The following is a 23,201-nucleotide window of genomic DNA, read 5'->3' on the forward strand; positions in this document are numbered from 1 at the left end:
GTCAGGCGGACCAGGTGCGGGCTTCGGCCATCGCAACGAGCACTTTGCGCGCACCGTCGTACGGGTCGCGTCCATGGGAATACAGCATGTTGTCCAGTAACATCAGGTCGCCGTTACCCCATGCGAAGGCGATCTTTTCTTCTTCGTAGACGGCCCGGATGGCATCGAGCGCTTCTTCCTCGATGGCTTCGCCGTCGCCGTAGTAGGCATGGCGCGGCAGGCGGTCTTCGCCGAAGGTCTGCAGCAGGGCCTGGCGGTTCTCGGCGGTATGGCTCGACACGTGGAACAGATGGGCCTGGTTAAACCAGACGGTCGCGCCGGTGTGCGGATGCACGGCGGTGGCCGGGCAGTCCTGCTGCGTGCGCAGCAAGTCGTCGCCGATCCATTCGCAGGCGATGCCGTGCCGTTCGCAATACGCGTTGACTTCCTCGCGCGACTCGGTCTGGAACGTTTCCTGCCATGGCAAGCCGACGCTGCTGTAATGGCGCACGTAACGCACGCCCTTGCGCTCGAACTTGGCGCGGATCGGCGCGGGGATGCGCTCGTACACGCGGCGGCTGTCGGCCACCGGCGTCGCGCCGCCCTGTTCGGCCGCCACCAGGCACATGAACGCCACCTTCATCGGCCATTCATGCGAATAGGCGTTCTCGTTGTGCAGGGGGATGCTTTCTTCCTTCGGGTACTCGGTCGAGGTATAGACGTTGCCCTTCAGTTCAGTGCGCGGCGTGGAGCGGTTGGTATAGGACAGCAGGCCGTCGCTGAACAGCGTGGCGGCGATGGTGGCGAACTGGCCGCTGCTGATGATGTTCAGTCCGCGCAGCAGGACGACGCCGTCGGCTTCGATCCGGGCCATCAGCCGCGTGCGGTGCTCGGCCATCCAGGCGCCCAGCTTCATGCCGTCCAGCGTCATCGGATAGCTGATGGCTGCCAGTTGTTCGGGGGAAGCGTACTTGCTCAGTTTCATGTGCGATCCTTAGATTTCGATTTCGATAGCGTCTTCACCGGCCTGCTGGGAACTCGTGGCCATGGCCAGCGCGTCGATCAGGTCGGCAAGCGTGCGCGGAGAGTGGTTTTCCATCAAAAAGTGCACCGGGATGCGTCGCTGCAGTTGCTGGTCCAGTTCGTTGGCCAGGCGGGTCACCAGCAGGGAGTTGCCGCCGGCGTCGAAGAAGCGCTGGTCGACCGACAACTGTTCGGTCTTGAGCAGCGCGCACATGATGCGGTGCACGACGATCTCGGTCGGCGTGGCCGGCGGCACGCAGGGCGACGCCTGCTGGCCGGCCAGTTGCGCGAGCAGCGCGCGCCGATCCGGCTTGCCGTTGCCCAGCAGCGGCATCGAGGCCAGCACGACGATCGCCTTGGGCAGCATGTAATCCGGCAGCGCGCCGCGCAGCGCCGCCATCGCGTCGGCCGGCGCGAGGCCGCGCGCGACCACGAAGCTCGCGAGGCAGTCCTGGCCGGCGTCGTCGCGATGGACCAGCGTGATGGCGTGGCTCACGCCGGACAGGCGCAGCAGGCTGCTGTCGATTTCGGCGAGTTCGATCCGGAAGCCGCGGATCTTGACCTGGTCGTCGAAGCGGCCGCCGAACTCGAACAGGCCGCGCGCATTCAGGCGCACCCGGTCCCCCGTGCGGTAATGCCGGACCGGCGCGCCGGCGGCGCCGGGCGCGCGGAAGAACGCCGCGCTGTTGAGGTCCTCGCGGTTCTGGTAGCCGAGGCTGACCGTCGGGCCGCCGATCACCAGCTCGCCCCACGCGCCGCGCGGCACGGCCAGGCCGTCCTTCAGCACCTGGGCCGAGACGCCCGGCAGCGGCAGCCCCAGGGGCGCGGCATGGTCGATCGCGTGCAGGTCGATGGCATGGGTCAGGCAGCCGATCGTCGTTTCCGTCGGACCGTAATGGTTGATCACGGCACAGCCGCGCCGCAGGCACGCCGCCTTGATGGCGTCGAGCGTCTCGCGGCGCAGGACTTCGCCGCCGAACACGAGGAAGCGGGACGGCACCGGCGCCGCGTATTCGCCTTCGTCGCACAGTGCCGTGAAGTGGCCTGGCGTGATCTTCATGACCTCGATCGCGTGCTCGTGCACATAGCGGCTGACGGCGGCGCCGTCGAGCATGGTCGCGTTGTCCATCAGGTACAGGCACGCGCCGTGCCACAGGCCGAGGTAGAGCGTCGTGTTGCCCAGGTCGGTGTGGAAGGCCGAACTGACGGCGTAGCGGCGGCAGTCGCCGAACCCGTGGCGCTCCGTCATGGCGGTCACGTAGTGCGCCAGGTTGGCATGCGTGACGCGCACGCCTTTCGGATAGCCGCTCGAGCCGGACGTATAGATCAGGTAAGCGACGTGGTCGCCGGCCGGCGCCGCGGGCGGCGCGGCATCGGCGTAGTCGGCCAGCCAGTCGTCGTCGGTGACGCCGTCGAGCAGGACGATGTCGGTGCCGGCGCCCGCGAACCGGGAAGACACCTGCGCATGGCAGACCAGGACGCGCGCGCCGGCGTCGTCGAGGACGAACTCGAGGCGGGCGGCCGGCAGCTTCGGATCGATCGGCACGTAGGCGGCGCCGAGCGCCTGGATCGCCAGCATCGCGACGACGCCGCCGATGGTGCGGTCGGCGCACAGGGCCACGCACTGGCCGGCTTCGACGCCGGACTCGCCCAGGACGGCCGCCAGGCGCCGCACCTTGCCGGCAAGCTGGTGGTAGTCGAGCGTCGTGCGGCCGTCGCTGACGGCGGGCGCGCTTGGATGGACGGCTGCGTGGGCAAGTACGCGGTGCGCGACCGATGCGCCCGATGCGACGGGCGTGCGCAGCGCGGCGGCCGGCACCGTGCCCGCGAGCGCCAGCCGGCCGGCCAGTTCGCGCACCGGCACGTGCAGCAGGTCGGGCAGGCCGCGCAGCAGGTCCACGTAGGCGGCCAGCATGCGCTCCATCGACGCGGCCTCGAACAGGTCGTCGGCATACTGCCACTCGAGCAGCATGCCCTGCGCGCCGGGCATGGCCGCGAGCATCAGGTCGAACTTGGTGTTCGCTTCGCCGCCGTGCTGCAGTTCCAGCACGGCGTCGTCCAGGTGCAGTTCGCCCGGTTCCGCGCCGTGCAGCACGAACCACAGCTGGAACAGGGGATTGACGCTGCGCGACTGGACCGGGGCCAGCGCGCCGAGCACCTGCGCGAACGGCACCTGATGGTGGGCGAGGTGGTCCTGCCACTGGCCCGCATTGCGCGCCAGGATGGCATGCAGCGTTTCCGGCGGCGCGTACGCGGTGCGCGTGACGACCGTGTTGATGAAGCAGCCGATGTGCGGATACAGGCGCTTGTGCGGCCTGCCGCTGACCGGCGTGCCGACGAGGACGTCGCGGCACTGGCTGTACTCGCCGACGAGGACGGCGAACGCGGTCTGCATCACGGTGAACAGCGACACGCGTTCCCGGGCCGCCAGTTGCGCCAGGCGCGCGCTGGCGGCGGGGTCGAGGCGGCCGCGCGCGACGCGGCCGCGGAAACTCATTTTTTCCGGCCGCGGCTTGTCGAGCGGGAGTTCGTGCACCGCGGGCGCGCCGTGCAGGTGCGCCTGCCAGTGCGAGACCGCGGCCGCGACGGCGCCGGCGCCGGCGTGGTCGCACTGGTCGAGCGCGAAATCCTCGTAGCTCACGGCCAGTTCCGGCAGGTCGGCCCGCGCGCCGCCGCGCACTTCGCGGTACAGCGCCGCCAGCTCGGCCTGGAAGTTCGCCAGCGACAGGCCATCGACGGCGATGTGGTGGAACGTGACGAGCAACAGGTCCGGCTGGCCGTCGCACGTGAACAGGCTGGCGCGGAGCGGCAAGTCGCGTTCGAGGTCGAAGGAGCGCAGGCGCTCGTCGCGCGCGAGGGCCGTGCGCGCGGCGTCGTCGAGTGCCGGCACCGCGCGCACGGCGAGCACGAAGGCGGTCGGGGAGACGGGGCGCAGCACGGCGCGCTCGCCCTGGTCGACCACGACGCAGGCCAGCGGCAGGTGACGCCCGACGATGCGGCGCAGCGCTTCCTGCAGCGCCGCGCAATCGAGCGCGCCCCGCACCAGGTAGGCGCCCGGCACATTGTATTCGTGGCTGCCGCCGTTCAGCTTGTGGCTCAGCCACATCTGCTGCTGGACGAACGACATCGCCACCTCGGCGCCGGTGCCGCGCGCCGCGCCGGCGCGGCGCGGTGCCGGCGTCTCTGTCTGCGCCAGGCAGCGGTCGACCAGGTCGGCCTGCTGGCGGATGGTCGGCAGGCGCAGGATGTCCGCCAGGGCGACGTCGGTGCCGAAATGGTCGTTCAGCTCGGCCTGCAGCTGCATGGCCGCGAGCGAATGGCCGCCAAGCGCATAGAAATCGGCATCGACCGAGGCGACCGGCACCTGCAGCGCCGCCTGCCACAGCGTCCACACGGCGCGCTCGGTCGCGCTGGCGTCCGCCTGCACGGGTGCGGCCGGCGCGGGCGGCGGAGGCAGGGCGCGCAGCCGTGCGCGGTCGATCTTGCCGTTGGCATTGATCGGAATCTGGTCGAGCACGGTGATGTGCGCCGGCACCATGTAGTCCGGCAGGACGCAGCGCAGGTGGGCGGCCAGCCGCGCCGGCAGCGTGTCGGCGGCGGCGCCATGGCAGCGCACGAAGGCGCGCAGGTATTTGTCGGCGGCGCCGTCGCCGGCCGCCACCACCGCCGCCTGGGCGACCTCCGGATGGCTGCACAGGCAGCTCTCGATGTCCCCGGGTTCGACACGGAAGCCGCGGATCTTGACCTGCTGGTCGATGCGTCCGAGGTATTCCAGCTGGCCGTCCGGGCGCCAGCGCACGCGGTCGCCGGTCTTGTAGACGCGCTCGCCGATGTCGGGGCCGGGGACGTCGGCGAACTTCTCGGCCGTCAGCGCCGGCTGGTTCAGGTAGCCGATGGCGAGGCCGTCGCCGCCGGTCCACAACTCGCCCGCTTCGCCGATGGGCAGCAGGCGGCCGTGGGCGTCGACGACGTGGACGGTGGTGCCGTTGACCGGCCGGCCGATCGGCAGCGCGCGCACCGGGTCGCCCGGGCCGGTCAATGCCGCGCAGGCGGTGAACACGCCGTTCTCCGTGGGGCCGTAACCGTTGATGAAGACGACGTCGGGCGCGAGTTGCCGCATCTTGAAGTGCGCCGCCGGCGGCACCACGTCGCCGCCCGACAGCAGATACTTCAGGCTCGAAGGCACGTGCGTCAGGCGCGCCACCCATTTGTGCGCCAGGCCGGCGGTGAGCCAGAGGTGCGTCACGCCATGCGCGTCGATGAGGCGCGTGAGCGTGTCCAGGTCGAGCGGGCGCTGGCCGTGCAGGACCAGCGTGCCGCCGTTGAGCAATGCGCCCCAGATTTCCAGCGTGGCGGCGTCGAACGCCAGGTTGGCCGCCTGCAGCATGACCGTGGCGGCGTCGAGCACCATGAAATTCGGCTCGAGCACCAGGCGCAGGATGGCGGCCTGCGGCAAGACCACGCCCTTCGGCGTCCCGGTCGAACCGGACGTGTAGATGATCCACGCCGGCATCGTATTGAGGGCCGCGGGCGGCACCGGCGGCGCCGGACGGAACGACGCGCCGTCGGCCTGCGCGACGGCCGCGCGCGTGCGCGGGTCGTCGAGATCGATCAGCGCGCACTGCAGCGATGCCAGCGCGGCGCTGCCGTCGGCGTCGGCCAGGATCGCCGCCGGATCGGCGTCGGCGACGATGGCGGCCAGGCGTTCCGGCGGACAGGCGAGATCGAGCGGCACATACGGCCGGCGCAGCATCACGGCGGCGAGCATGGCCACGATGGCGTCGGCCGAGGCGCGCATGGCGATGGCCAGCGGCGCGCCGGCGTCGCCGCTGGCGCCGGCGTCGTGCTGCAGCCAGGCCGCCAGCTGGCGCGCGCGGTCCCGCAACTGGCCATAGCTGAGCGTCGCGTCGGGGCCGCGCAGCGCGATCGCGTCGGGCGCGGCGGCGCACATGGCGTCGAAGCGGCGCGCGATGTCCTCGCGCTGCCGGCCGGGCGTTGCCGTGCCCAGTTCGGCGAGCAGGACGCGCTTTTCGTCGGCCGGCACGAGCGCCGCGGCGGCCAGCGTGAGCTCGGGCGACGCCATGAATTGGCGCGCGAGATCGTCGAGGCGGTCGAGGATGCGGGCCGCATCGGTGGCGTCGTGGAACGCCTCGTTGACGTCGAGCTGGAGCTGGGTCGGCTGGTGTGCGCCGAAATCGCACACGTTGAGGGACACCGGCGTCTGGGTCCAGCAGTTGGTCAGGTATCGGGTGACCGTCTGCAGGTGCGGGCTGTCGGTTTCATAATCGAGCCGCATGTAATTGAAATGGATGTCGAACATCCGCCCGGCGCGCTGGCCGCCCGCGCCGGTGCCGGGCGCCACCTGGGCGCCCGCGGCCTGCCTGCTGCTGCGCAGCATGGCCTGCCTGGCCATGCCCATGAGGTCGACGATGGTGCTGTCGGCGGGCGCCGACAGCAGGCAGGGAATCACGCGCACGTAGCTGCCGACGATGTCTTTTTCGGCGCGGCGGCGGTTGTGCGAGGGCAGGCCCACCACCAGGCTGGTACGCAGCTTGAGGGAGGAAACATAGGCAAACAGCAGCGCGAGCAGCAGGTGGTGGAATTCGAAGCCGTGCGCGCACGCGAAGCCGGTCAGCGCGTCCAGGCGCGCCGGGGCAATGTCGCGCACCACGCGCACGCTGCGCTGCGTCCCGGTGTCGGCGGTGCGCGCCTCGAACAGCGGTTCGAACACCGCGTCGGGCAAGGCATCGAGCGCCTGTTCGCGCCGCTGCGGCGCGGCGCCGTCCTTGGCAAGGCGTTCGGCAACGCTGTGCATGAACGTCATGGCCGGGGGCGGGGTCGCGTTGCCGCGCCGCGTCCCGGCCAGGTAGCTTGCCATCAGCCGCTTGACCCACAGGCCGAAGCCCCAGCCGTCGATGACGAGATGGTGGGCCACCGAGCAATACCAGGACTCGCGCGGGCCCACCTTGATCAGCGCGGACACCTGCAGCGCTTCCCGGTCCAGCCGGAACACGTGCTGGAACGTGCGATCCAGCCAGGCCAGCGCCGCGTCGGCGGGAGCCGTCTCGGCGCTGACATCGAGCAGTTGCAGGACCGGCTTACCCGGCTCCACCCACTGGCGCAGCTGCCCGTCGATCTGTCCGAAGCGCAGCTGCAGCGCGTCGTGCAGGGCGCTCTCGCGTTCGAACGCCGCGGTGAATGCCTCGATATCGACGTCTTCGGTCAGTTGAACATAGCCGCCGATGTTGTACAGCGGGACGGTCTTGTGGATGGCCTGGTCGAGAAAGATCGCCGTTTGCGACGCCGACAAGGGAAAGCCAGTGTGTTGTGCGGTCATGGAATCGACTTTTCGGACTGGTTATGGACGCGACAGGACGTGACGGGCCACGCGCCTGCCCGTGGGCAGGACGCTGGCGTCCGTCAGGCAAGGACTCTCGGGGCGTTAGTTCAGGGGCGTCAGGCGCAGGACGTAACGCGGCGTGCCGGCGAGCAGGGGCAGGGGTTTGCCCGTCCGCCATTCCTCGTGGCCCTTGCGGAAATACGGCGTCAGCGGATTGCCTGCCTCGCCCGCCGGCATCGTCAGGATGGCGTCCTGTTCGTGACCGGGGGATACGACGAGGCGCATGGCCGGGCCGAAGGACATGAACTGGGCCAGCACCACGTTGCTGTCGCCATTCATCGGGCTGCTGGGCATGTCGAGTATCGAGCCGAGCAGGGGAATGCCCTTGCTCAGCGGATGGCGGATATCGGACATGTTCGCTTCGCCCCATACCGCTTTCGACAGCGCACCGTTGAAGCGCTTCTTGTACGGGCCATAGACGCGGCGCACCAGGGCATCCTGGAAGTACGCATCCCATGACGCGAATCCGGCGGGCAGCATGTTGGCCGGACGCCTGGACACGATTTGCCACAGCGGCAGTTCCCAGTTGTGCGCAAACATGTCCCAACGCAGCTTGGGATCGCTCTTGAGGACTTTGGAGAGAGCCTCGGTCATCAGGTCGCCGGCGACTTCATCGCGGAAGCGGCGAATGACGCGGTAGGCCGCCGAATCGGCCGCGGCGCGGCCATCCCACTGCGCAAACGTGTCCTTGAGTACTTTCTTGTCCTCGGACTCGGGCATGCCGGCGATGACCTGGGTGATCAGGCCATCCCAGCGCTTCATGAGCAGGGACACGTCGTCGAGCTGCATGGCGAGCATGTCGGCTTCGTTCATCGTCTTGCTCGCCGCCAGGACCTGCTGAATGCGCATCGCGCGCACGCCCAGGGCGAAGGAGGATCCCGCGCCGATTTTTTTCAGGGCGTCGCCGTCGAGGACGCGATTGTTCGCCGTCCACAGGTAATCGTGGTCCGCGGTCGTGAGCAGCGGGTAGTCCGGCGTGTCGAGCCAGCCCGACCAGCCGACGCCATTGCCCCATTCGACCGGTTCGGTCCCGTCGAAACCGGTGCGCTGCGGAATCCTTCCGGCGATGGTCCAGGCCGCGTTGCCATGGGCGTCGGCGATCAGCATGTTCATCTGCGCCATGCCAGCGTGGGAGGCGATCTTGAGCGCGCCGTCGATGGACGGTTCGGTCATCATGCCGTACAGCTTCAGGTTGTTGCCCTCGACATGATGAGCCACCCAATTCATCGCGTAGGCGGCCTGGGCGTCGCTCGCGACCACCGGTCCCCACTGGGTTTCCTGCACGTCGAGCGGGATGGCGCTGCCGCCCTTGACGGCGATCATCTCGCGTACCGTCCTGCTCTCGGCCGCCAGGTGTTCCTTGGGAATGCGGACCAGGTCGCTCCAGTCTCCGTTGCTGTTGGTCAGGCCCCAGGCGATATTGCCGTTGCTGCCGGCGACCAGGAGCGGCAAGCCCGGGATGCTGACGCCCGCGACGATCCGGGACGACCCCTTGGTCTTGAAGCTGACCCGGTAGAACGTATTCGGCTGTTGCAGGGGCAGGTGCATGTCGTTCGCCAGGATGGCGTGACCGTCGATGCCTTTGCGCCCCGATACGGCCCAGCTGTTGCTGCCGATGATCGACTCCTTCGGCTGGCTCATGCCGAACCCCGCGTCGGCGACCAGGTCGTCGACGTGCGGGGCGCTGGCGATGGCAAGCTGCTTGCCCAGCAGTGCGGGCAAGGCGGCGGTGGCCGGCGCGCCGGCGTGCCCGGCCATCGGCGCATCCCATTCCGATTCGGACGGCTGCATGAAGTCGGCGAACTCCCGGTCGTACTGGGTGATCAGTTTTTGGCGAATCAGTTCCGGATGAGGCTCGTTGCGAACCTGCAGCATGAGGTACATGGCCATGTTCACCAGCAGGACGTCCTCTTCCTTCCAGGGCGCCGGCGCCGTGAGCAGCAGCGAGTATTCGAACGGCCGGGCATGCAGCTGGCGCAGGCCGGCGTTCACGCCGGCGACATAGTGGCGCAGCACCGTGCGCTGGTCCGCCGGCAACTGTTCGACGAATTCACGTGCGCGTGCGCGGAAGCGGTGCACCCGCGCCAGCTTGTCCGCTTCGACCGCACGGGCGCCGAACAGTTCGGCCAGTTCGCCGGCCGCCTTCCGCCTCAAGAGGTCCATCTGGAAGTAACGCTCCTGCGCATGCAGGAAACCCATCGAGAATACCGCGTCGTTCAGGTCGGCCGCTTCGATCAACGGCGTCCCGTTTTCGTCGCGCTTGATCAGCGCGCTCTGGTGCAGACCTGCGAGTGCAATATCGCCGTCGAGTTGCGGACGGCTGGCATACATATTCAGATAAAACGCGCCGGCAGCCAATGCCGTTATGCCCAGCACACCACTTGCCCCAATCAACGCGTATTTTGAAACCCGGCGCATATCTTCTCCACTCGTTTCGCTACCAGATAACTCGCCTCAGTGCTTTCTTGTGAGGGAATGTAATGGTTGTTAAAAATTTATTCTCGCATAAAGATTGTGAGCGTGGAAGAAAAAAATTTCAATATTATCGAGATTATTCACGGCGCATGAACCCGGTCCGGCGTTTCGATTTGCGAATGCCGGGCCGGTTATATATGGGAAGGGATCGCATGGTCCGCGAAATTGGATCGGCGACAGGGGAATGAGATTGACCCGGCGCTGCCGTGGCGCGCTTTAGGCTGTCGCGAAGGTCGGATTCCGCTGACGCTTACTGTGATGTCCGATAAGGCCGCTATATAGATTAGTCGTGCGGCAGTTTTGACACGCAAATGTCATATTCGCCCGCCTCGCGCCGAATGGCGGCGGGCGGGTTCCCCACGTTTTATCACGGGCTGGCGTTGCGCCGCGGCGCCCGCAGGCCGTCGCTCTCATAGGGAAACGGTGCCGAACGGCAGCCGGGCGTTGCGCCGGCGCCGGCGAGGCCGCACCCGGCGCCAAATCGTGATAATTCACGTATATCTTTTACTCGGATTATTCCTAATTGTATGAATGAGAATACTCTTAAACTTTCTCGTGGGTATATTCTTAATGTCGGGGTAGGACTATTCTTAATCACATGGCGGGAATATTCTTAATTGTTGAATGGGAATATCGTTGGTTGGCTTTGTATAAAAAAGACATGCTAGAGTGCATATGTCGCCGCGATGTGCGCAGGGATCATGATCCGATGACGGTTTGGTGGTGCGGATATGAGGCCTGGAGTTTCTGGTGTAATCACGCGCATTTGCATACGACTGCCGATTGCCTGCGTCCCGGTTTTGTCAATGGCGCGGATAATCCGGTATTGCGGCATTTTCGGTATGCCTTGGTCGGGAAGTGGCGTTGATTGGTGAGCCGGACAAATATGGCGGGCAGGGGAGTGGTGCAGGGTTCGGTTCGAACGAGTCGGCGGGTCCAGGGTGGTTCTATTGAATTTTTGCCGGAATTTTGCCGTTGGTCGCAACATTATAAGAATATTTATGGAACGTCTATATAAGGCAGTATTCTGCCTTCCTGTAGTCGCAATACACTGCTCCGTTCATGCCCAGCAAGGCGATCGCCCGGTCGAGATCCAGCGCGTTGAAATCAAGGGGCCCGGTGCCGTCGAGCAGCGCCGCAACGATGCGGTCGGCCGCATCGTCGTCGGGCGCGACGACCTGGACCGCTTCGGCGACACGACGCTCTCCGGCGTGCTCAAACGCCAGCCGGGGCTGAGCGTGAGCGGCAACGAGGTCCGCATGCGGGGACTCGGCGCCGGCTACACGCAAATCCTGATCAACGGCCAGCCTGCGCCCGGCAATTTTTCGATCGACAGCATTCCGCCCGACCTGATCGAACGGATCGAGATCTTGCGCAGCGCCGCGGCCGACACCATGTCGCAATCGATCGCGGGCTCCGTCAACATCGTCCTGCGTAAAAAGGTCTCCGGTCCGCCACGGCGTACCGCCAAGGTCAGCGTCGAGCACCTGCAGGAACGCAGCAACCCGGCCGGCACGGTGCAATGGTCGGGGCGGCGCGACAAGACCTCGTATTCGGTGGTGGCCACCGTGTCGCGCTCCCAGGTGCACAACGAGCCGTATGCGGACGAGCGCTCGGTCGATGCCGACGGCCTGGCCCTGCGCCGCTTTTACCAGCCGGTCGATATCGACCAGCGGCGCGCCAGCCTGACGCCACGCGTCGATACGACGCTCGCGAACGGCGACAAGCTGTCCTGGCAAGGCATATTCAACAACACCCGCACGTACGCGGCGGGCGAGTCGCGCGAAACCACGTTCGTGGGCGACCCGACCGCCTCGCCCGAGGCGCACTGGCGCAACGTGTTCAAGGCCTGGCTGGCGAAGTCCGACCTGAGCTGGGACCACCGGTTCGCGAACGCGGGACGCCTGACCCTGACGGCCGGCGTCGACGTCAGCGATCGGGACGGGGGCTTCCAGTATCACGGGATCGACAGCGACGGCATACCGTGGCTGGACCGGGTCGTCGTCGAGGGCTTCAGGGAGCGGCGCGCCACGACCACCGGCAAGTATCTTGCGCCGCTGGTCGCCAACCACGATATGGCGTTCGGCTGGGATGCGGCGGTCACGCGGCGCAGCGAGTCGCGCCTGCAGCAGGACAGCGAACCGCAGACGCCGCCGTATTACACGCTCGACCAGGGCTATACGGCGACGGTCGGGCGCCTGGCGCTGTACGCACAGGACGAATGGACGCTGGGCGAGCGGCTGCAGGCCTATCTGGGCCTGCGCTGGGAAGGGCTGAATACCCATACGACGGGAACCGAGTTCGCCGGCACGTCGACGCAATCGCGCGTGCTGAGCCCGATCGCACAGGTCGTCTGGAAACTGCCGGGGCGCGAACGCGACCAGCTGCGCGCCGCATTGTCCCGCACCTACAAGGCGCCGCAACCGATCGACCTCGTGCCGCGCCGCTATCCGACCAATAACGACAACGGTGCCACCAATCCGGACATGCAGGGCAATCCCGGCTTGCGGCCGGAACTGGCGTGGGGACTCGACGTCGCGTACGAATCCTATTTCTCCCGCGACGGCGTGGTCAGCATTTCCGGTTACGCGCGCCGTATCCACGACGTCGTGTTGCGCGAGCTGTGGGTCGAGAACGGTAAATGGATCAGCGCCCCCATCAACGATGGGCAGGCGGAAGTGCGCGGCATCGAATTCGACGCCAGGGTGCCGGTCGCGGCGCCGCGTCCCGGATGGCCGGGCACGGACGTGCACGTCAATTTCGGCCGCAACTGGTCACGCGTCGACAATCTGCAGGGGCCGGACAACCGCCTGGCCGCACAGGCGCCGGTCACCGCCAACGTCGGCGCCGACCTGAACTTCAAGGCCGGCATCACGGCGGGCGTGAATCTGCACGTGGTCGGCGGCAATGTCGCCCGGTTGACGTCGGCATTGACGACCCGCACCGCGATCCTGCGCGAACTCGACACGTACGTGGCATGGCCGGCCTGGGGCGGTCAATGGCGTTTTTCGGCCAGCGACCTGTTGCACCAGACCCGGCGCGACGTCCAGATCTACGACGACGGCGGGACCGTCAACGAGCGCAGGACATATATGCCGCGGCAAGCCGTCGTGCGCCTGCAGTATGAGGCGCCGTTCTGAACGCAGCGCCGCGCCGGTGGCGACGCCGGCGCGGGCATGGAGCATGATCGAGCCGTCCGATATGAACGATGTCACGCGAACCGTCACGCATCGGCCGCAGCACGTAGCACGCTACGTTCCTGCCGGTTTCTTCGTGTTGCGCACGCCGTTGCTCCCTCTCGATCTGTTCGAGCGTTGGGCGGACGACGGGACCGGCGGCGCCGCATCGCGCCGCGCCCATGAAGACCGCGTGCGCCGGCGGTTGCGCGACCATGTGAACGATGCACGCGTGCAGGAAGCGCTGTCGCTGGCGTCGCCCTCGCTGCACCAGCGCCTGCACTACTGGTTGAACGACCCGCTGAGCGCGAAAAGCCGGAAGATCGAAGCCGCACTGGTCAAGTATTTTTCGCGCATGTGCAGCCGGTCCACGCCGTTCGGACTGTTCGCCGGCATGTCGACGGGTCGCGTCGGGGCGCGCACGCAGTTGGTGTTGAACGACCCGTCCAGCTATGAAAAGCACGCACGGCTGGACAATGGCTATGTGTGCCGGCTGGCCGAGCGCCTGCTCGGGGACGACAGAATCAGGCGGCAGCTGCAATTTTTTCCCAACGATACGATATGCGAGAGCGGAGACCGGCTCCGCTACGTCGCGTACGACGTGGGCGCCAGCGCTCGTACCTATCGGCTCGCGGGCGTCGAGAACAGCCGGGCCGTCGTCGCTGCGCTCCGGATGGCGCAGTCGGGCGCGACGCTTCGTGCACTGGCGCACCACGTCGCGCGCGGCGAAGACGTGGACGAGGACGAAGCACATGCCTTCATCGATGCCATGGTCGACTGCCGGTTCCTGGTCTCCGAACTCGAGCCGACGGTTACCGGCGATGAACCCTTGCGTTCGATGCTGGCCACCGTCGCCGCCCTGGACGACAAGACCGACGACGTCATGCGGCTGATTGCGCTCGACCGGAAGATCGGGGCCCTGAACGCCGGACGCGTCGGCGGGCCGGCGCATGGCTACGACGGGATCGTTGCGGAACTGGATGGCCTGGATGCGCCGCGGCATGTCGCCGACGCGCTGCAGGTCGACCTGTTCAAGCCGGCGGGCGACTTGTGTCTCGACGAAGGACTGGTGGCGGACATCGCGCAATGCGCCGGCCTGGTCTACGCGGCGACGGCATCGCAGTCGCGCGCGGTCGACGGTTTCATCCGGCGTTTCGTGGCGCGTTACGACGGCCAGCGGGTGCCTCTCGGCGACGTCCTCGACGCGGAAAAAGGCATCGGGTTCGGCGACATGGGGGCCGACGAGTCCCACTTGCTGCAGGACCTGAAGTTCGCCCAGGACGACGCTCCCGAGTCCGAGGCCGGGACGCCGTTCGGCCGGTATCTGGTGCGGAAATTCCTGGAGGCCGTCAAGAACGGCAGCGACGAGATCGCGATCACGCGCGACGACCTGGCCCGGTTCCAGCGCGACGGCCTGCCGCCGCCGCCCGCATCCATCTGCGCGAAAATCGTGCCCGTCAAACGCGATGCGGCAGGTATCGCGAAGGCGCACGTGCGTTTCCTGTCGGGTTCCGCGAGTTCCTTGTTCGGTCGGTTCTGTCATGGCGATGAAACGCTGCGGGCCCTCACGGCCGATCTGATCGCCGAGGAAGGACGGCGATGCCCTCACGCGGTCGTCGCGGAAATCGTTCACTTGCCCCAGGGGCGGATCGGGAACGTCGTCGCAAGACCCTGCTTTACCGACCATGAGATCGTCTACCTGGGGCGATCCGGCCGCCCGCTGGACAAGCAGGTCAGGCTGGACGACCTGATGTTGTCGGTCGAGGACGGCCGCCTGAGATTATGGTCGAACCGGCTGGAGCGCGAGATCGTCCCGCGCCTGTCGTCGGCACATCACTTCCTCGGGAAAGGAAATCTCGGGGTTTATCGGTTTCTGGCGAGTCTCCAGTTTGCCGGCGCGGGGCGCTTCGGACCGGTGTGGCCGGCCTGGTTGCAGGCCATGCCCTACCTGCCGCGCATCAGCGTCGGCAGGCTGCAGCTCACCCACCGGCAGTGGAACCTGTCGGCGGCCGATATCGACAAGCTGGGCGACGCGTACGCAAGCGGCCTGCCGGGAAAATTCGCCGAGGTGGCTGGCGAATACAAGCTCCCCCGATTCGTGTCGCTGGTCGAGCATGACAACGCGCTGGCCATCGATTTCGACAACCCCTTGTCGGCGCAGGTTTTTTTCGACATGGCCCGTGGCGCCCGGTCGCTCAGGCTGGAGGAGGCTTACGTGCCGGCGCAGGACGCGGCGGTCAGCGACGGCAAGCACAGCTACGCGAGCGAAATATTCATTCCGCTCCTGCTGAGCAAGGACGAGGCGGGCCGTCGACAGGCGAACGGTCACGGGACGCCGCCGTCCCGCGCGGTCGGCGCCGTCATCGATGGGCACGCCGTCGCTCGGACGCTCGCGCCCGGGGGAGAGTGCCTGTACGTCAAGATCTATTGCGGCAACGCGACTGCCGACCGGCTGATCGGTGGCACATTGCACGACCTCTTGACGGGCTGGACGGCCAAAGGGCAGGTCGAGAAATGGTTCTTCATCCGGTATGCGGATCCGGAAGCCCATGTACGCCTGCGCCTGTTCGGGCCGCCGGCGGCGCTGTGGGGCGGCGTGGTCATGGACCTGAACGCGGCGTTGCGTCCGTTTCTTGCGGACCGCACGATCTGGAAAATCCAGATCGATACCTATGAACGCGAACTCGAGCGGTACGGCGGGGGCGACGGCATATTATCGTGCGAAAAGATCTTCCATGCGGACAGCGAGGCGGCTGCCCGGTTCATTCCGATCGGCCGGCAATGCGGTGCGGAGAAACACGGCGATCACGCGATATTGGGCGTGGATACGCTGTTGAAAGATTTCGATATCGATGCATCCGACAGGCTGACTTTTCTGCGTCGTCTCGCCGCCGGCTTTGGCAAGGAATTTAACATTTCAAAAGATCAGGCCATTCTCTTGGGGAAAAAGTTCAGGGGGATGCGAGACAATCTCCAGGTCTTGCTGAATGGCGCGCCGGCGGGGCAATCGGAAGCCCGCGACATTTATATGGCGCGCTCGGAAATCGTCCGTGCGGAAGGACGGCACTTGCTGCAAAAACTCGGGCGCACCCGGCAGCAGCAGATTTGTGCCAGCGTGATTCACATGTCCGTCAACCGCTTTTTCAGATCGGAGCAGCGCCGGCACGAGATGGTGATATATGACCTGCTGCGCCGCCATTACGAATCGCTGGCCGGGCGCGATCGCGCGGAAAATTAACCGCACGCGGAATTGCATGCGCCCGTCCGGTATCCCGGGTGGCTGGAGCGTCGATCCGGATATTGCGACGCGCGATTATTCGAGATATCGGCTGCGATCGGCGGACGCATTGGCCGACTGAATGGAACATAAAAAAATGGACACCGGATGGTGTCCATTGATTACGTGCGCCGGTTGACCGGTTTAATGCCGATCAGCCTGCTTAATCCTGCGGGAAGTTCTCGCGCGTTTCAGAACTGCATACGGCGGAGCAGTCATAAGTATTGATTACATTACTTTTCTCGGCCGTATCGCCGTTGCTCAGTTGCTTCAGTGTTTCCAGGTTCAGCGACAATTTTGGTTTTGCAACGTCCATCTTTAAAGCCTCCAAAAACATGAGTGTGAATAGGACTAAAACTTCGCGTATGCGGATTCATCCGAATATCTGATGTCCGCTTGTTAATAATATCACGAGATTCCCGGAAAATATCGTGCTTCGGTGGTCGTCATATATTATTTAATGCGATCCGGAGCGGGCGTTTTCGTCGTTTGGAATGGTTCCATATCGGCATAAGCGCCGACGCGTATTCGCCGCGGGCGAATATCGATACAGGACGCGGATTCGGCGGCGCTGGCCGATGACATGTGTTTGGGGGCTTTCGGTCTGAAACGGCCGGTGCAGGAAATCGTCGACGCCGGGTCGCCCGCGCGCCGACGGGCCCGGGCGCGCGGGCCGCCGGGCCCGCCGACGCAGGCGGCAGAGCGGGTCCGGGCGGCCGTTCAGGTCCAGTAAACGTATTCGGAAGAGGACATTTGCGCGACAAAACAGTTGATGACCACCCTTTTGCTGCGCGTGCTGGTGACGGCATGGATATATTTGCCGTTAATGATCGCCATGTCGCTCGTTTCGACGGCAAGCTCGATATAAGTCTTATTCTCCAGCAAATCCAGCGGATAGGGATAACCATTGCCCTGCAGTTCCAGCCGGTCGCGCGTGGAGGTATCCGGAATGTAGTCGTAGATTCGCAAGCGGCCCGAGACAGCGTCCGCGCTCGCATAGAAATTAATCGCCATGACATTCTTGGCGTCGCGCACTTCCCAGCCTTCGTTGCGACTGCAGTCGATTTGCGAAAAGTCCTCGTGCGGGCGCAGCAGGAATTCGCTCGTGACCGATAAATCGGGAAGCCATTCCACCGCGCGGGCATGCAGGGCTTCCCGATCGCCGAGCCGGGAAGGGCGAATGGAGCGCCGTGTTTTCTCGTTGATCGCCCGATGCACGAGCCTCATCGGATCGACCGTATTCTCGAAAATGCTGCTGACGGAGGCACGGGCTTCCGAGCATTGCATGAAATATTCGGCCGGCGTCTTGCTGTAGTGGGTCGCGCCAAGTATATAACCCGGAACGTTATCGGGGCGGCGCCGGCGGTGTTCGGACCCGAAGAAGTTTTTTTGAATGGCGATACAGTCGGCAGGCGGCACGACGTTCTTGACCAATGCGACGTCCAGCTCATCGGAGCTGATCATCGATATCGCATCGCCGATGCACTCGGCGCCTACAAATTTTCTGTATTTCACTCTCGTCCCTTTGTAAGAAATCCTGCGCACTTGCTACAAAAGCGCGAAGTAGCCGCGCCGAAACGCAGCGGCTCCGTAAGCCACCACCCGTCCGCGCTTATTGATTGATACGACAGTTCGAATTGTCCGGATTGCGCGCAAATCCAATCATGCAGGGTAATCCCCTTACCGCGGATGCCATTCGTTCGAATATATTAAACGGCGCAATGACGTTGAGAATGATGCCACAATTTTATTCTTAAACGCAAAATATTTGTAAATGAAATATATGCGAATTGCATATGTATTCGCGATCGGTCAATTCGGGGGTTTTTATCGCGGGAGGTCGTCCGAACGGGGGAGGCGATTGCCGGCCGCCCGTAACGGGAGCCGGCGCCGTGTTCGAAGCGCGGAGCGGTGGAGCGCAGTCGGGGAATGCGGCGACTGCGTTATTGATACGGGAGGATGGGGCTTTGCCGGCGGCCCGGCGTTAATCCGGCCGGACGTTCCAGGGCGCCGGCGGCCCCTTGATGGTTTTCCCCGCCTGGGCGGGGAGGGGCCGCGCACGCCACGGTCTGACGCGCGGCACTACGGCTGCAGCAACGGATACGGATCCACCGGCGTTCCCTTCCACCACTGCTTCTCCGGGGTCAGTTCGAACACGGCGAAGTGCAGGTGCGGCGCGTTCGGATCGGCGTTGCCCGTCGACCCGACATAGCCGATCAGGTCGCCGCGCTTGACCTGCGCCCCTTCCTGCAAGCCGTCCGCGTAGCGGTCCAGGTGCGCATAGTAATAGGCGTATTTTTCGGTCGGATCGAACTGGTAGATGGTCAGCCCGCCCGGTTTGCTCGTGAAGAGTTTCACGATCTTGCCGTCCGCCGCCGCCACCACCTTCGCGCCCTTGGGCGCCATGATGTCCAGTGCTTCGTGATGGCGTTCGCTGCCGCGCGGCTGGTCGTACGTGTCGGTGAGCTTCGCGGGCGGGATGCCGTCGACCGGCACCAGCAGCTTGCCTGCCGGTGTGGCTGGCGGCGCGGCCGGCGCGGCCGCCGGGGTGTCCGTGCCTGCGGGACGCAGCGGCAGATCCAGTTCGGTCAGGTCGGGCATCACCTGCGGCGCCGGCGGCAGCTTGCCGTCGAGGGTGCCGGCGGGCGGCGGCGGCGCGGGCAGGGAACCCGTGTTCACGGCCACCGCGGGCGCCGCGTGCTCTGGCGGCATCTGGCGCAGCCAGACGAACAGGCCGCCGGCGCCCACCAGCACGCCGAGCAGGAAAGTCATCAACCATCTCATCGCCGTCTCCTCATTGCTTGGTTTTACTCTGTCAGCAGCACTTCCGTCCCCGCCTGCACGAGGCCCGCCACCTCGGATGCGCTCCAGTTCGTCAATCGGATGCAGCCGTGCGATTCGCTCTTGCCGACCGACGCCGGCACGGGCGTGCCGTGGATGCCGTAGTGCGGCTTGGACAGGTCGATCCACACCACGCCGACCGGATTGTTGGGGCCGGCAGCGACCGTCGTATTCTTGTCGCCCGGCTTGGCGTCCCAGAACAGCTTGGGGTTGTAGTGGTAGGTCGGATTGCGGTGCACGCCATCGATCTTCCAGGTGCCGATCGGCAGCGGATCGTGTTCGCTGCCGCTCGACACGGGGTATTGCGCGAGGACGGTCCCGGCCGTGTCCTGCAGCTCGAGGGTGCGGGTGTCCTTCGACACGACGACGCGCGCGGCCGGCGCCAGCGGCGGCGTGCCGACGACGTTGGGCACGAGGATCTGCTCGCCCGCGCGGCCCAGGTCCTTGCCGGGATTGAGTTTTTGCAGCAGCGCCGGGCTGGCGTGGAATTTTTCGCCCAGGCCTTCCGCCGGCGAGCTGTAGCCGAGCGTGGGCAGTTTCGCCTTTTCCATCATGTCGTCCGGCACGGCACGGAACGGACCCGCGACGTCGGCATCGAGCAGTGTGTAGGTGAGCAGCGTGGGCGTCGCGTCGGCGTCGAGGGCGTTCCATGTCGCGTCGTCGAGCTTGCCCGTGGCGTTCAGGCCGTGCGCCTTCTGGTAGCCGGCGAGGGCGTGTTGCATGTTGGAGCCGAAGGCGCCGTCGATTTCGCCGGGCGAAAAATGGGCGCGGTCGAGCAGTACCTGCGCGCGCAGCAGCTTGTCCGATTCCGGCGCGGGCGTGGCCGCCGTTGCCGTTGCCGTCGACGCGGCCGTGCCGGCGGGACCGGGTTGCGCGGCGCCCGCCGGGCTGCCGGCGAGGCTGCCCAGCATGGCGATCAGAAACGGGATGCGAAGGGTTTTCAATTGATTCCTGCCTGAAGATGCGTTGGCTTCAGGTTAGTGCCGTGCCGGGCGCCGCTCTGTGCGGGAACGAACCCACCATGGTTGGGCTGCCCGATGCGTGCAGGCGGTACAATCGCCGGCATGACCGCGTTGACCATCACCCTGCAGCCGTCCGGCTGGTCGTTCCCGACCGACCCGGACACGACGGTGCTGCACGCCGCCGAACGGGCCGGCATCGACCTGCCCAGTTCCTGCCGCAACGGCACCTGCCGCACGTGCATCTGCCGCCTCGCGGGCGGGACCGTACGGTATCTCGTGGAATGGCCGGGCCTGTCCTTCGACGAAAAGCGCGAGGGCTATATCCTGCCGTGCGTGGCGGTGGCGCTCGACGACCTGGTCGTCGACCAGCGGCTCGCGAAACGGATCGTGTTTCCGGACTGAGCCGACCGGGCCGCGTCAGCGCGGGGCCGGCAGCATCGATTCGATCGCGCGCAGCACGAGCGGCCACGACGCCGACGTCGCGGCGACTTCATCGTAATGGCTGGCACCCGGCAGAATGACGACCTCGGCCGCGTCGCCGGCGGCACGGGCGCGCGCCGCGAAGTCGTGCGCCACGCGCGGCGGCGAGATGGTGTCCAGTTCCCCGGTGACGAGGATCGTCCGGCTGCCGTTCGGCATCAGGTCGCCCGCGTTCGTGTCGGCAAACACGTCCGGGCGCGCGGCGCTTGGGGTGCCGGCCAGCTCGGCGACGTCACGGTCGCAACTCGTTTTCAACAGGGCCGATTCGCGCCGCAGGTCGGCGAGGCCGCCCAGGCTGACGACCCGGCGCACGGGCACGGCGTCGGCCCGGAACAGCGGGCTGGACGCGGGAATGCGGGGCCGCGCCGCCAGCCATTGCACGAGCTGGCCGCCGGCCGAGTGTCCGACGGCCACGAGGCGGTCGAGGTCGAGCGGATGGTCGCGTGCCGTGCGCGCCAGCAGGTCGAGGGCGGCGTTCATGTCCTGGTAGGTGCCGGGATAGCCGCCGCCGGCTTCGTCCACGCGGCGGTATTCCACGTTCCAGACCGCGATGCCGCGTGCCGCCAGCGCCCCGGCCATATTGCGGAACTGCGTGATGCCGCCGTATTCCTTCGTCCAGCAACCGCCATGCACGAGCACGGCCACGGGAAACGGGCCCTTGCCGGGCGGGACGAACAGTTCGGCGTACTGCGACGGCGCGGCGCCGTAGCGCAGCGTGGCGTCCGGGGCGGGGCCGGACAGGGCCATGTAGTCGGTCAGCGTCATCGGGGCGGCGTGGAGGTTGGCGGACATGGCGAGGGCGAGCGCGAGGGCGGGAAGGCGGCGCGGCATGGTCGGCGACGGGATGTCAAAACCCGACTATACCAGCCCGCGCCGCCCGGCCGCACGATTGAAAACCCGGCCCGGTCTTCCATGCTAGGCTGCACACAACATCAACGCCTATCAATCGGAGGATCATCATGAGCCAATCGAAATCCAGCGGCAGCCAGAACAAGCAGTCGGGCAACCTGTCCGAGGCGGACGTGCAGAAGCGCCAGGCCGGCGTCAAGGACAAGAGCAGCCACGACAACAAGTCGACCGTGAAGGCGGGGACGGGCAAGGGCGCGGGCGGCGGCGCGAAGCAGAAGGAAGGCCGCTGAGCCTGCGCCGGAGAAGACCGATGAGTTTGCCGGAACAGGACGAGGGCCTGCGCAAGCGCGCCCACTCGACGCCCGATCCCACGACGCCGGACCCGGAACTGCCGCCGCCGCAGCCGAGCCCCGATCCGGACGACGTGCCGGCCCCGGCGCGCGCGCCGGTGAAGGAACCCGACGCGCCGGTGGCGCCCGTCAAGGCGCAATGACCGATGCCGCGCCACGGTCGCGGTGCGGGCAGGTCCGGATGCGGTGAATGAGGTGTGAACTGCGGATGGACGAAGTGCGGATGGGGTGGGCCGTCGGGTCGCCCCATCCGTTGTCACGTGGTGCGGGTCAGCGCTTGCCCGGCTCGCCGTCGCGCGTGGCCTGCTGGCCGGCGTCCTGCTGGTCGCCCTGCTTGTGGCCGCGCGGCGGGATTTCGCGGATCATGGCGTCCGTTTCGTGCTGGGCCGGCGAGCGTTCGCCGCTGCCGATGTCCGCTTCGTGCAGGTTGGCGGGGGCGTTGGCGCCGGGGTCCGGCTTCGGTACGTTGGTTCTCATGGCGTGCTCCGTTGCGTTGTCGTGTTGGCGCGATACTAACAGTCCATGTCGGCGCCCGGCGCGCAATAGGATCGTCGCGGGACGCCTGTTTGTTGCTAAGTGGACACAAATGACGGTTGCGTACGCTGGCGCACATATTTCGTCAGGGAATTTTTTATAATGAACCCTGTGGCCAATGACATTCGGAGGAGAGAAGTATGAGCACCACCTTGTACAACAAGATTCCGCTGGGCCGCAGCCCGTTGCTGGGCTCGCATCGGATGCACGCGGCGGTGGCGCTGGGCGTGCTGGCGGGGGCCGGCCTCGTGTGGGCCGCCGTGCGGGCCCTGCGCTGATCGCGGCGCGGGTTGCCGGGACGGCCCGCCGCCGTTACCATGGCGGGCTTGTTTCCTTGGAAAGTGGTAATGAAGAATCTGAAACTGACGGGCGACGAATACGACGCCCTCGAATTCATCCGGCGCGGCGCCAGGAGCGACCGCGTCAATGCCTGTGTCGGGCGCAACGCCAAGCGCCTGTCGGGCCTGAAACTGGTCCAGTATGCGAAGAGCGGCAACCTGGCGCTGACGGCGCAGGGGACCGAACTGCTGTTCCTGCGCCGCTGCGTGCAGGCCCTGCGCGCGCTCGAGGCGGACCCGGCGGCGCCTGTCGACGAGGACGTCGTGCAGTTCCTGAGCCGCAAATCGCATATCGCCGCGCGGGCGGAAGGCGGTTTCGAATTGACGGCACGGGGCCGTGAATCGTTGGCGGACATCGCCGCGCAAGAGTAATGAAAGCCGAAGGGTGGGCACTCCGTGCCCACCGAATGCGCGCATCACGGTAACGCATGAAAGCCGTAGGGTGGGCACCCCGTGCCCACCGAATGCGCGCATCAAGGTAACGCATGGTGGGCAAGGGTTGTCCACCCCGCACCCA

The 23,201-nt window shown here is 66.3% G+C and carries 15 protein-coding genes; 7 read left to right on the forward strand and 8 right to left on the reverse strand.

What is annotated here, in order from left to right; all coding sequences use genetic code 11:
- Position 1: 1 nt before the first annotated feature.
- The 3 genes from ASC93_RS27505 to ASC93_RS27515 all read right to left on the reverse strand — a co-directional run bounded on the left by ASC93_RS27505 (position 2) and on the right by ASC93_RS27515 (position 9,778).
- On the reverse strand, positions 2 to 964 hold the full coding sequence (locus ASC93_RS27505; protein WP_056450266.1) for a TauD/TfdA family dioxygenase: 963 nt from the start codon (positions 962 to 964) through the stop codon (positions 2 to 4).
- A 9-nt stretch (positions 965 to 973) separates the two neighbouring features.
- Positions 974 to 7,339 carry a non-ribosomal peptide synthetase gene (locus tag ASC93_RS27510; RefSeq protein WP_082548387.1) on the reverse strand — a complete coding sequence of 2,122 codons (6,366 nt, stop codon included), beginning with the start codon at positions 7,337 to 7,339 and terminating at the stop codon, positions 974 to 976.
- 105 nt (positions 7,340 to 7,444) lie between these two features.
- Positions 7,445 to 9,778 carry a penicillin acylase family protein gene (locus ASC93_RS27515; protein WP_229412889.1) on the reverse strand — a complete coding sequence of 778 codons (2,334 nt, stop codon included), beginning with the start codon at positions 9,776 to 9,778 and terminating at the stop codon, positions 7,445 to 7,447.
- Positions 9,779 to 10,878: 1,100 nt separating this feature from the next.
- On the opposite strand from ASC93_RS27515, the gene ASC93_RS27525 reads away from it, so the two are divergent.
- A complete protein-coding gene (locus tag ASC93_RS27525; protein ID WP_082548389.1) occupies positions 10,879 to 13,017 on the forward strand; it encodes a TonB-dependent siderophore receptor in 2,139 nt (712 codons plus the stop codon).
- Between the two features lie 43 nt (positions 13,018 to 13,060).
- A complete protein-coding gene (locus tag ASC93_RS27530) occupies positions 13,061 to 16,291 on the forward strand; it encodes a lantibiotic dehydratase (protein WP_056450276.1) in 3,231 nt (1,076 codons plus the stop codon).
- Positions 16,292 to 17,050: 759 nt separating this feature from the next.
- Here ASC93_RS27530 and ASC93_RS27535 read toward each other — a convergent pair.
- The 3 genes from ASC93_RS27535 to ASC93_RS27545 all read right to left on the reverse strand — a co-directional run bounded on the left by ASC93_RS27535 (position 17,051) and on the right by ASC93_RS27545 (position 20,115).
- On the reverse strand, positions 17,051 to 17,845 hold the full coding sequence (locus ASC93_RS27535; protein WP_157202150.1) for a hypothetical protein: 795 nt from the start codon (positions 17,843 to 17,845) through the stop codon (positions 17,051 to 17,053).
- Positions 17,846 to 18,412: 567 nt separating this feature from the next.
- Positions 18,413 to 19,102, reverse strand: coding sequence for a M23 family metallopeptidase (locus ASC93_RS27540; protein WP_229412890.1), 690 nt, complete (start codon positions 19,100 to 19,102; stop codon positions 18,413 to 18,415).
- 35 nt (positions 19,103 to 19,137) lie between these two features.
- Complete coding sequence (locus ASC93_RS27545; RefSeq protein WP_229412891.1) at positions 19,138 to 20,115, reverse strand: L,D-transpeptidase; 978 nt, start codon at positions 20,113 to 20,115, stop codon at positions 19,138 to 19,140.
- 120 nt (positions 20,116 to 20,235) lie between these two features.
- Between ASC93_RS27545 and ASC93_RS27550 the strand changes: the two genes are divergently transcribed.
- Complete coding sequence (locus ASC93_RS27550; RefSeq protein WP_200958413.1) at positions 20,236 to 20,535, forward strand: 2Fe-2S iron-sulfur cluster-binding protein; 300 nt, start codon at positions 20,236 to 20,238, stop codon at positions 20,533 to 20,535.
- 15 nt (positions 20,536 to 20,550) lie between these two features.
- On the opposite strand, the gene ASC93_RS27555 is transcribed toward ASC93_RS27550, so the two are convergent.
- A complete protein-coding gene (locus ASC93_RS27555; RefSeq protein WP_056450286.1) occupies positions 20,551 to 21,444 on the reverse strand; it encodes an alpha/beta hydrolase in 894 nt (297 codons plus the stop codon).
- 128 nt (positions 21,445 to 21,572) lie between these two features.
- Here ASC93_RS27555 and ASC93_RS27560 point away from each other — a divergent pair, with 128 nt between their 5' ends.
- Positions 21,573 to 21,752 (forward strand): hypothetical protein, encoded by a 180-nt coding sequence (locus ASC93_RS27560; RefSeq protein ID WP_056450288.1) that lies wholly within the window; start codon positions 21,573 to 21,575, stop codon positions 21,750 to 21,752.
- Between the two features lie 20 nt (positions 21,753 to 21,772).
- A complete protein-coding gene (locus tag ASC93_RS27565) occupies positions 21,773 to 21,955 on the forward strand; it encodes a hypothetical protein (RefSeq protein ID WP_056450290.1) in 183 nt (60 codons plus the stop codon).
- A 127-nt stretch (positions 21,956 to 22,082) separates the two neighbouring features.
- Here the strand turns inward: ASC93_RS27565 and ASC93_RS27570 are convergent, their stop codons facing one another.
- A complete protein-coding gene (locus ASC93_RS27570) occupies positions 22,083 to 22,289 on the reverse strand; it encodes a hypothetical protein (protein ID WP_056450292.1) in 207 nt (68 codons plus the stop codon).
- 197 nt (positions 22,290 to 22,486) lie between these two features.
- Here ASC93_RS27570 and ASC93_RS31815 point away from each other — a divergent pair, with 197 nt between their 5' ends.
- Both ASC93_RS31815 and ASC93_RS27575 read left to right on the forward strand, forming a co-directional pair.
- Positions 22,487 to 22,624, forward strand: a complete 138-nt coding sequence (locus ASC93_RS31815) for a hypothetical protein (protein WP_200958414.1) — start codon at positions 22,487 to 22,489, stop codon at positions 22,622 to 22,624.
- Between the two features lie 69 nt (positions 22,625 to 22,693).
- Positions 22,694 to 23,056: a hypothetical protein gene (locus ASC93_RS27575; protein ID WP_056450293.1), complete on the forward strand. Its 363-nt coding sequence runs from the start codon at positions 22,694 to 22,696 to the stop codon at positions 23,054 to 23,056.
- The last annotated feature ends 145 nt before the right edge of the window (positions 23,057 to 23,201 follow it).

This window comes from Massilia sp. Root335, from assembly GCF_001425685.1.
GTDB lineage: Bacteria > Pseudomonadota > Gammaproteobacteria > Burkholderiales > Burkholderiaceae_D > Telluria > Telluria luteola.